Origin of the sequence: Collimonas sp. OK242 (genome assembly GCF_900107095.1) — a bacterium.
Lineage (GTDB): Bacteria > Pseudomonadota > Gammaproteobacteria > Burkholderiales > Burkholderiaceae_D > Collimonas.
On the sequence record NZ_FNOR01000016.1, the window covers coordinates 126,688 to 135,159 of the forward strand.

Annotated in this window: 6 protein-coding genes and 1 rRNA gene; 4 read left to right on the forward strand and 3 right to left on the reverse strand. The window is 56.4% G+C overall.

Annotated features, from left to right (window positions below):
- Positions 1 to 2 precede the first annotated feature (2 nt).
- Positions 3 to 1,976: an ATP-dependent zinc metalloprotease FtsH gene (gene ftsH, locus BLV81_RS18050; protein ID WP_092358801.1), complete on the forward strand. Its 1,974-nt coding sequence runs from the start codon at positions 3 to 5 to the stop codon at positions 1,974 to 1,976.
- A gap of 103 nt (positions 1,977 to 2,079) precedes the next feature.
- On the opposite strand, the gene BLV81_RS18055 is transcribed toward ftsH, so the two are convergent.
- The gene (locus BLV81_RS18055; RefSeq protein ID WP_092358803.1) at positions 2,080 to 2,517 is read right to left on the reverse strand and encodes a universal stress protein; all 438 of its coding nucleotides are present in this window, start codon (positions 2,515 to 2,517) and stop codon (positions 2,080 to 2,082) included.
- Between BLV81_RS18055 and BLV81_RS18060 the strand changes: the two genes are divergently transcribed.
- Positions 2,506 to 2,736 carry a hypothetical protein gene (locus tag BLV81_RS18060; protein ID WP_176992885.1) on the forward strand — a complete coding sequence of 77 codons (231 nt, stop codon included), beginning with the start codon at positions 2,506 to 2,508 and terminating at the stop codon, positions 2,734 to 2,736. The two genes, BLV81_RS18055 and BLV81_RS18060, sit on opposite strands and share 12 nt — an antisense overlap.
- 218 nt (positions 2,737 to 2,954) lie before the next feature.
- Here the strand turns inward: BLV81_RS18060 and BLV81_RS24445 are convergent, their stop codons facing one another.
- Together BLV81_RS24445 and BLV81_RS24270 are read right to left on the reverse strand one after the other, a co-directional pair.
- Complete coding sequence (locus tag BLV81_RS24445) at positions 2,955 to 3,371, reverse strand: YXWGXW repeat-containing protein (RefSeq protein ID WP_092358807.1); 417 nt, start codon at positions 3,369 to 3,371, stop codon at positions 2,955 to 2,957.
- A 28-nt stretch (positions 3,372 to 3,399) separates the two neighbouring features.
- On the reverse strand, positions 3,400 to 3,525 hold the full coding sequence (locus tag BLV81_RS24270; protein WP_092358809.1) for a hypothetical protein: 126 nt from the start codon (positions 3,523 to 3,525) through the stop codon (positions 3,400 to 3,402).
- Between the two features lie 749 nt (positions 3,526 to 4,274).
- On the opposite strand from BLV81_RS24270, the gene BLV81_RS18075 reads away from it, so the two are divergent.
- Together BLV81_RS18075 and BLV81_RS18080 are read left to right on the forward strand one after the other, a co-directional pair.
- Entirely contained in the window at positions 4,275 to 7,718 is a 3,444-nt protein-coding gene (locus BLV81_RS18075; RefSeq protein WP_369823898.1) for an autotransporter outer membrane beta-barrel domain-containing protein, read from the forward strand.
- A gap of 601 nt (positions 7,719 to 8,319) precedes the next feature.
- Positions 8,320 to 8,472: ribosomal RNA gene (locus BLV81_RS18080) — 16S ribosomal RNA — on the forward strand; the annotation flags it as partial.

Sequence of the window (8,472 nt, forward strand, 5' to 3'; positions counted from 1 at the left end):
AAATGAATACCGATCAGAACCCATCGAAATGGTCTGGCATGCCAATATGGTATTGGCTACTGATACCGTTCGTTTTCATTGCGGTGCAAGCGATCAGTGACATGCGCGGCAACCAGCCGCTGGCTTACAGCGATTTCAAGATTGCGTTGAAAGCCGGCAAGGTGGAACAGTTGACGATCAGCGACGATGCGATCAGGGGCACCCTGCTGACCGACGGGATTGAAGCGGTCTTGCCGCGCCAGGAAGCTGATGACATCAAGCGCAAGGGCCAGCCGCGGCAGGCATTCGTTACCGTCAGGGTTAACGATCCGGGGCTGGTGCAGGATCTGCAGAGCGCTGGCGTGCATTTTAGCGGCGAAGCGCAAAACACATGGCTGCCCACTCTGTTGTCCTGGATCTTGCCGGTGGCCCTGTTGCTGGCGGCATGGAATTACCTGGGGAAGAAAACCGCAGGGATATCCTCCGGCTGGGCGTTTGACGTCGGCAAAAGCAGGGCGCGTGTCTACCAGGAGAGCCAGCCAGGCGTCACTTTCAACGACGTCGCCGGCATCGATGAAGCGAAAGAGGAATTGATGGAGATCGTCGACTTCCTGAGGATGCCGCAGCGCTACCGACGGCTCGGCGGCAAGATTCCCAAGGGAGTATTGATCGTCGGCGCCCCGGGCACCGGCAAGACGCTGCTGGCCAAGGCGGTTGCCGGCGAAGCCGGGGTGCCGTTCTTTTCGATCAGCGGCTCGGAATTTGTCGAGATGTTTGTCGGCGTCGGCGCCGCCCGTGTGCGTGACCTGTTCAGCCAGGCGGAGCAGAAAGCGCCGTGCATCATTTTCATCGACGAGCTCGATGCGCTCGGCAAGGCGCGCGGCATTGGCGCCATTTCCGGCAGCCACAGCGAGCAGGAACAGACTTTAAACCAATTGCTGGTGGAGATGGACGGCTTCGACACCAACAAGGGAGTCATCATCCTGGCAGCCACCAATCGCCCGGAGATCCTTGATCCGGCGTTGCTGCGTCCGGGCCGATTTGACCGGCATATCGCGTTGGGCCTGCCGGATCTGTCGGGCCGCGAAAAAATCCTTGCGGTCCATGCCAAGCAGGTCATTCTGGCGCCGCAGGTGAAGCTGGCGACCATCGCTGCGCGCACCGCCGGTTTTGCCGGAGCGGACCTGGCCAACCTGGTCAACGAAGCCGCTTTGCTGGCGGCGCGGCGTGATAAGGACAATGTCGAAATGAGCGATTTCGAGGAGGCGATTGACCGTATCGTCGGCGGCCTCGAAAAGAAGACGCGCGTCATGAATCAGCTGGAAAAGGAGACGGTTGCCTATCATGAAGCCGGTCATGCGCTGATCGCGGAATTGCGTCCCCATGCCGATCGCGTCGGCAAGATTTCCATCATCCCGCGCGGCATAGCGGCGCTGGGGTATACACAGCAATTGCCGACCGAAGACCGCTACCTGCTGAAGAAATCGGAATTGCTGGACCGCCTGGATGTGTTTCTGGGCGGACGGGTTGCCGAAGAACTGGTGTTCGGCGACATTTCCACCGGCGCCCAGAACGATCTGCAACAGGCCACCGACATGGCGCGCCATATGATTGCGCAATATGGCATGAGCGAGACGCTGGGGCTGGGCACGTTTGAAGAGCTGGCGGCGCCGCTGCTGAACCCGTTCGCGATGCAGCAGAAAAAAATGTACAGCGACCGCACTGCGGAAACCATCGATGCAGAGGTATTCAAGCTGCTTGATGCTGCGCACGTTCGTGTCCGCGATACCCTGCTTTCCCACCGCGCATTGTTGGATCTGCTGGCGAAGACCTTATTGGAAAAGGAAACCGTCGACCGGGCGACGCTGGATTTGTTGCTCGGGGAGCAGGATGTGCGTCAGGCGCGAGATAAGGCCGCCGATGCGGCAAGCCCGGCAGACGCGGCCGGCGCAGGCTCGCTGCAGACGGGAGCGGCTATTACTGTTCGGTCCAGATGAATACGAGTCGCTGATGTGCCCGATGGCACCAGCGCCGCCGTTTTCATGTCGGTCATACTGAAACCATTCTGCCTGGCCATTGTTGCAACCCTGAGTTGTACGCTCATCGGAACACCAGCACCGGCACCTTGCTATGCGTCAATACCTTCAGGGTTTGACTGCCCATCAGTAGCGCTCGCGCCCCAGTCCTGCCGTGCGAGGCCATGGCAATCAGGTCGCAGCCCTTGTCGTCGGCCATCTTGAGGATCCCCTCATAGGGACGATCGTTGATGGCATGCACGCTGTCGCACTGGACGCCGGCCCGCCTGGCCTCACGCTCTATCACTTCCAGGAACTGCAAGGCAAGAGCGGTGCTTTCGATATCGACCTGCTCTTCGCTGTCGCCAAGCATGGCGTTCTGGTCAACCATCACATGGTATGCCGGGATGATGTACACGCCGGTCACCCGGGCGTTGATTTCTTTGGCCAGGCGGACGCCTTGCTGGATCGAGATTTCAGACGCGAGCGAGCCGTCGGTCGGCAATAGAATGTGCTTGAACATGTTGCTCCCTTGAAGCAGCAGCTTCTTTCATTTAATCGCATCACGAATCTGCCCGGCGACGAGGATGATCACCGCAGATCCCACCAATCGTTCGAAGCTCTTTCTGGCACGATGAAATATTTGCATGAATTTCGCCGCAACGGAGCGATGGCGCAGGCGCGGGATTCTTGTTTTCATGTCGCCATGTTGGCAGGTCTGGGCAGAGTCGCGTTGATCTGAATCAAACAGATGGTAGTGCAAGTATCGTATCTGTGCACATCTTCAGGTACTGCGACGACACCTTGCGCAATCTCGTTTGGAGGGGCGAATTCCACGAATATAAGGGCCGGACGGGGTAGTGATATACCCGCCTTTTTTTGATACTTTGTCTGTTAGTCCTTCCTGGCGCACACAGACGATCCGCGCCACGCGCCCAAAAAGCTCCCGCCTGTCAGGACTCAACGATTCTCGTATCTTCCATCGTCGTGCCGCTCGCCCTCACGATAGTCATGCCGGTCGCCGTCCCGATAGTCGTGGTCACGATGCTCATCGTGTCGTCGGTGGTTTTCACGCCATCCGCCGGATTGCAGTATCCAACCGTTGGGGCCTTGGCGCCATTCAGGGCGCGCATATACATAACCTGGACGTGGCTGTTCCCAATGCCCTTCAGCCCATACATGCCGACCGTCACGCCAATCCCAGAAACCAGGAATCCACACGTAACCATATCGCGGCGGCGGAACGGGCTCATATCTTGGAGGCGGCGGCGGTCTGCCAATGGTGATGTCAACGCCGATTTGCGCCATGGCCTGCGTCGATACAAAAGTGCCGGCACTAATAGCGAGGAGTACAACAGCGAAAAAAATACGTTTCATTTTCGTCACCTTTTAAGTGAACGCCGTATCAGCGACCATAGTAATAGTCGTGATGGTGATAATAACCGCCACCGCCAACCGGTACGACGATACATCCGGATAATGCTGTGCTGAGAACAAGTCCGATTGCCACTATGCTAATGAGCTTTTTCATGCGAATCTCTTTTTATTGGATGACATGAGAAATATGCTGCCACCCAAGACGTTCTGTAGGTGATTCAGTTATGTATCGTATGTAAGTTTTGATTACCGGATAATGCGATGGGTCGTTGCTGCAGAAAAGCACATTCTCCGTTGCCGGGCTGCCGTAGCCTTCTTGCTCAAGGTCCCCCTTCGTTTTTCGTCAAACAGTGAAACCAGATAGCTTGCGCAGCAACTGCTTGGTGCTGCTTGCATCGGGATTGCTAAAAATATAGACCGGCTTTTTAAATTCAAGATTCCCGTTTCTAGCAATTTTGGTCTTCGGGCAGCCGCGCCATCAGCTTCACACCCCATCCGTATCGACACTGACAGATGCACATCGGCCTCGCGGCCCTTGTGTAGTTTTCGTCGGATTACCTTGTCTCGGTGGTTTTTCGAGCATCGCCGCCAATCTCGCACGCAGCGCTAATCGCACTCATGAATCGGCGTCGGTACTGACCGACGCTGATCGTCATTTTCAGCGGACATTATTTTGACGATATCAGCATGTGTTGTTTATTTGAAATATGTAAATGTCAAATATTGTCACGCGTTGTCATATGGCAATGTAATCCTGAGACAATTAATGTGTTAAATCAACACCAGACTTAGCGGCATGTGCAGTGGATTTTTAGAATTTCAAATGTTAAATATCATCTTACATTGTTAATTTGCAATGTGAGCCACAAACACAAAATGTTAAAACTATAAATGACAATAAAAATGAGTCATCCTATTCACTATCGTCTAGTTCTTTCCGCTGCCTCTTCCCTTGTGCTAATACCTGCACTGAGTGTGGCGCCCGGAACAGCCTACGCAGCCTGCAACACATCTGGACCAATCACAAGCTGCGATGCCAGCGCGACCAATCCGTGGACCACGCCGGTAGGGACCGGCAATGTAGCTGCCGAGGATGGTCGAACCGTCACCGTCGGGACGGGGAGCCAGCTCGCGGTTGGCGACGCGAATGCCATCAGCCTGCGCGACAATGCGAACGTGACGGTCCAGAACGGCGGTACAGTGAGCGCCAAGGGGATCAACAATAATGGGCTGTACAACACCGGCGCCAATACGGTCGAATTCCGCAATAACGGGACGTTGACGGTCGATCAAGGAGGCCAGGTCCTCGCGACCGGCACCCAAGGCAGTGCGGAAGCCGTTAATCTGCAAGGCACAGGCAATGTCATCACCAACAATGGCACGATCAAGGCAGATCATGCTGCCGCCATCTGGTTTCAGAATACGAGTGGCCTGAACACGATAGTCAATAATGAAACGGGGATCATCCAGGCGCCAGGCAATGTGATCGGCGCGTCGGGGAGCGGCGCGGTCGACTTTACCAATAAAGGACAAGTCATCGGTAATCTCGTTTTTGCCGGCGGCAACGACACGTTGCGGCTCTATACGGGATCGGTTATTACAGGTAATTTCGATGGCGGCGGAGGCAACAACACCATCTTCTTGAGCGGTACCGGAAGCTCATCTCTGCCCGGCAATATGACCAATTTCTCATCGCTCATCAAGAACGATTCAGGAACCTGGACGCTGACTGGCACCATCACTGGAGTCACAATCGCCGAGGTGCAACAAGGCACGTTGGCGCTAACCGGTAACAACAGCGCATATACAGGACAAGTCCTGGTCGACGCGGCAGGCACGCTTGAAGCGCGGGCGCAAAGCTTGCCGCCTAGCGTCGTGGATAATGGGCTGGTACGTTTTGTGCAACCCGACAATGGCACTTATGCCGGTTTCATTTCAGGCACCGGCGCGGTCGAAAAGACCCAGGGCGGCACGTTAGTGCTGGCGCCGACAGCTTCTGGCGGCAATACGTATTCCGGCGGCACCACGCTCACCGGCGGCACCGTTGCTGTCGGCGCCGACAACGCACTTGGTGCCAATACCGGTGGTCTGACATTCAACGGCGGGACGCTTCAGCTTCTGCAGAGTTTCAATCTCGCCAATTCGCGTGCTGTCACGATAAATGCACCGGGCGGCACAATCGACACGCAAGGGTTTGCATCCGCGCTGACGCAAGGCATGACTGGTTCTGGCGGTTTCAACAAGGCAGGAACAGGAAGCTTGACGCTGGCAGGAAGCAATACCTATACCGGCGGTACGACGATTTCGGCAGGTACGCTGCAGCTGGGTAACGGTGGCGCGGCTGGCAGCATCGTTGGCGATGTCGCCAATAATGGTTCTCTTGTCTTTAACCGCTCCGACACGCTGCTTTTTCCTGGGGCGATCTCAGGCACCGGCTCGGTCAACCAGGCCGGCAGCGGCACCACGGTGTTAACCGGGAACAGCAGCTATAGCGGAGGAACCAGCATCTCGGCCGGTACGCTGCAACTTGGCAGCGGCGGTACAACAGGCAGCATCGCGGGCGACGTTACAAACAACGGTACGCTGGTCTTCAACCGTTCCGACGACGTGACTTTCCCGGGTACGATTTCCGGGACCGGCTCTGTTACGCAGGCGGGCAGCGGCATGACAGTGCTAAATGCGGACAATCCATATACCGGGGGAACGATCGTTGCAGCCGGCATACTTGCGGTGGGCGACGCCTCGCACGCTACGGCAGCATTGTCCGGCGGCGGTAATACGACCGTCGCCTCAGGCGCCACGCTCGGCGGTTACGGCGGCGTCACAGGATTCGTGACCAACAACGGCACGATTGCGGTGGCCAATGCCTTGCCTCAGTTTGCCGGCTCGGGCAACGGCAGCTTTACGATCAACGGACCGTTGACCAACGCAGGCCTGCTGCAAATCGGCGGCCAAGGAGTTGGCAACCGGCTCAATGTTGTCGGCAACTATGTCGGCCAGAATGGCAGCATCGCCCTGAACACCTACCTCGCAGGCGATGGTGCGGCGTCGGACCGGTTAGTGATCAACGGTGGCGCTGCCAGCGGATCGTCTAGCTTGCGTATCACGAATGTCGGTGGCCCCGGCGCGGCCATCGTCGCCGACGGCATTGAAGTGGTGCAGAGCGTGAATGGTGCGACGACCACCGCAAGCGCATTTGCACTAGCGGGACCGGTCAAGGCCGGCGCATATTCTTACTATCTTGCCAAAGGCGGCGTGACCAGCGGCACATCTGAAAACTGGTATCTGCGCAACACCGTGACGCAAACTCCAACACCGCCCGTGGTTGTGCCTCCAACCACGACCTTAGGTACGCCCCCAGCTACGCCATCGACTGGCTCCGGAGCAATCCCGCTGTATCGCCCCGAAGTACCTGTCTATGCGGAAGTTGCCAGCGTCGCCCGGCAGCTCAATATCCAGCAACTCGATAATTTCCATGACCGGCAAGGGGAGCAATCGCTGTTGACCGAGAACGGCGAGCTGCCGGCAGCTTGGGGGCGTGTCTGGGGCAGCCATGCCAAGCAACGTCAGGATGGTACTGTCTCGCCCCAGTTCGATGGATCGATGACGGGAATGCAGGTCGGTCATGACCTCTATGCCGACACCAGCGCTGGTGGCCAACGTAACCATTACGGTCTGTTTGTCGGTTTTGCGCATGCCACCGGCAAGGTCAACGGTTTTGCGATGGCCGTGCAGAATCTGGATGTCGGCAATCTTGCTATCGACGCCTATAGTCTTGGCGGCTACTGGACTCACGTCGGCCCGAGCGGCTGGTACACGGATGCAGTCCTGATGGGGAGTTCACTGTCAGCGGATCCGCGTTCACACGATGGCGTTGGCGCGCACACCCACGGCAGCGCGCTCATCGGATCGATCGAGGGCGGCCTGCCAATTCCACTCGGTGCGGGTGTGACCATCGAGCCTCAAGCGCAAGTGATCTGGCAAAACCTGTCGTTCAATGACTTGAATGATGGTGTATCGATCGTAGGCTTTAACAACGGCAACACCTTCCTCGCTCGCCTCGGAGTACGGTTGCAAAGTCGTTTTGAAGCAGTAACGGCAACTTGGCAACCGTACCTGCGCCTGAACCTGCTGCACAGTTCCGGTTCTCATGACACCACCACTTTTGACGGCACCACGGTGATCTCGAACGGTACGCATCAGACAGCGGGCCAGCTAAACGCTGGTCTGGTGGCCACAATCAGCAAGTCAACCAATGCGTTTGTCACGGCAACCTACACTACCAACCTCGGCGGAGCGCAACAGCGCACGGTGATGGCGGATGCCGGCATACGTTGGAGTTGGTAAGCCTGGCGGCAATGTCTTGCGTGTCTGCATGCAAGTGCGGAACTGGTGCTTACCCTTGGTGCAAATGCTGGCAGGGAGGGCAAGTGGATCGACGAACTGATTCGCCCGCAACTGTCGCTTGTTTAGCTAAAAAGGGACAAGCAGTAGCCATTATTTTTTTCATTTTTGATGGGCAGAAAAAAATAGATGGGTTTTTGCAAAAAAAGCTTGCCAAGCCGAGTATGCCCTTGCTATAGTTCGCCTCCCCGCTGCAGACAAGACCGGAAATAACGGTTTTTCAAGGCGGGTGATGGTGATGATGAGGGGCGTGCAAACGCCACATAATCTCATCTCTCTGCTGCTGACAAACAAAACGATTTGACAGTGCCGCGAGCCCGGGTTTGGGTGGCGCGAAGTAGAAGGTTCTTTAACAATTAACAGTCGATAAGTGTGGGCGTTTGATGGAAGTGCAGCGCTGTTCATGTAAATGGATGGCGTATAACTTAAAACATTAAATGTTCACAGAAGAAGAAAATAGGCGCTTCTGCAAAGAAGTGGCCTGTCAGTATTTTGAGTGAGCGATAGCAGAGATGCTAGGCAGCAATGCCACAAAACAGAGATTGAACTGAAGAGTTTGATCCTGGCTCAGATTGAACGCTGGCGGCATGCCTTACACATGCAAGTCGAACGGCAGCACGGGGGCAACCCTGGTGGCGAGTGGCGAACGGGTGAGTAATATATCGGAACGTACCTTTGAGTGGGGGATAACTAGTCG

Excerpts from the sequence above, each read along its gene's own strand:
- ftsH (WP_092358801.1), top strand. The coding sequence starts at position 3 with ATGAATACCGATCAGAACCCATCGAAATGGTCTGGCATGCCAATATGG.
- BLV81_RS18055 (WP_092358803.1), bottom strand. The coding sequence starts at position 2,517 with ATGTTCAAGCACATTCTATTGCCGACCGACGGCTCGCTCGCGTCTGAA.
- BLV81_RS24445 (WP_092358807.1), bottom strand. The coding sequence starts at position 3,371 with ATGAAACGTATTTTTTTCGCTGTTGTACTCCTCGCTATTAGTGCCGGC.
- BLV81_RS24270 (WP_092358809.1), bottom strand. The coding sequence starts at position 3,525 with ATGAAAAAGCTCATTAGCATAGTGGCAATCGGACTTGTTCTCAGCACA.
- BLV81_RS18075 (WP_369823898.1), top strand. The coding sequence starts at position 4,275 with ATGAGTCATCCTATTCACTATCGTCTAGTTCTTTCCGCTGCCTCTTCC.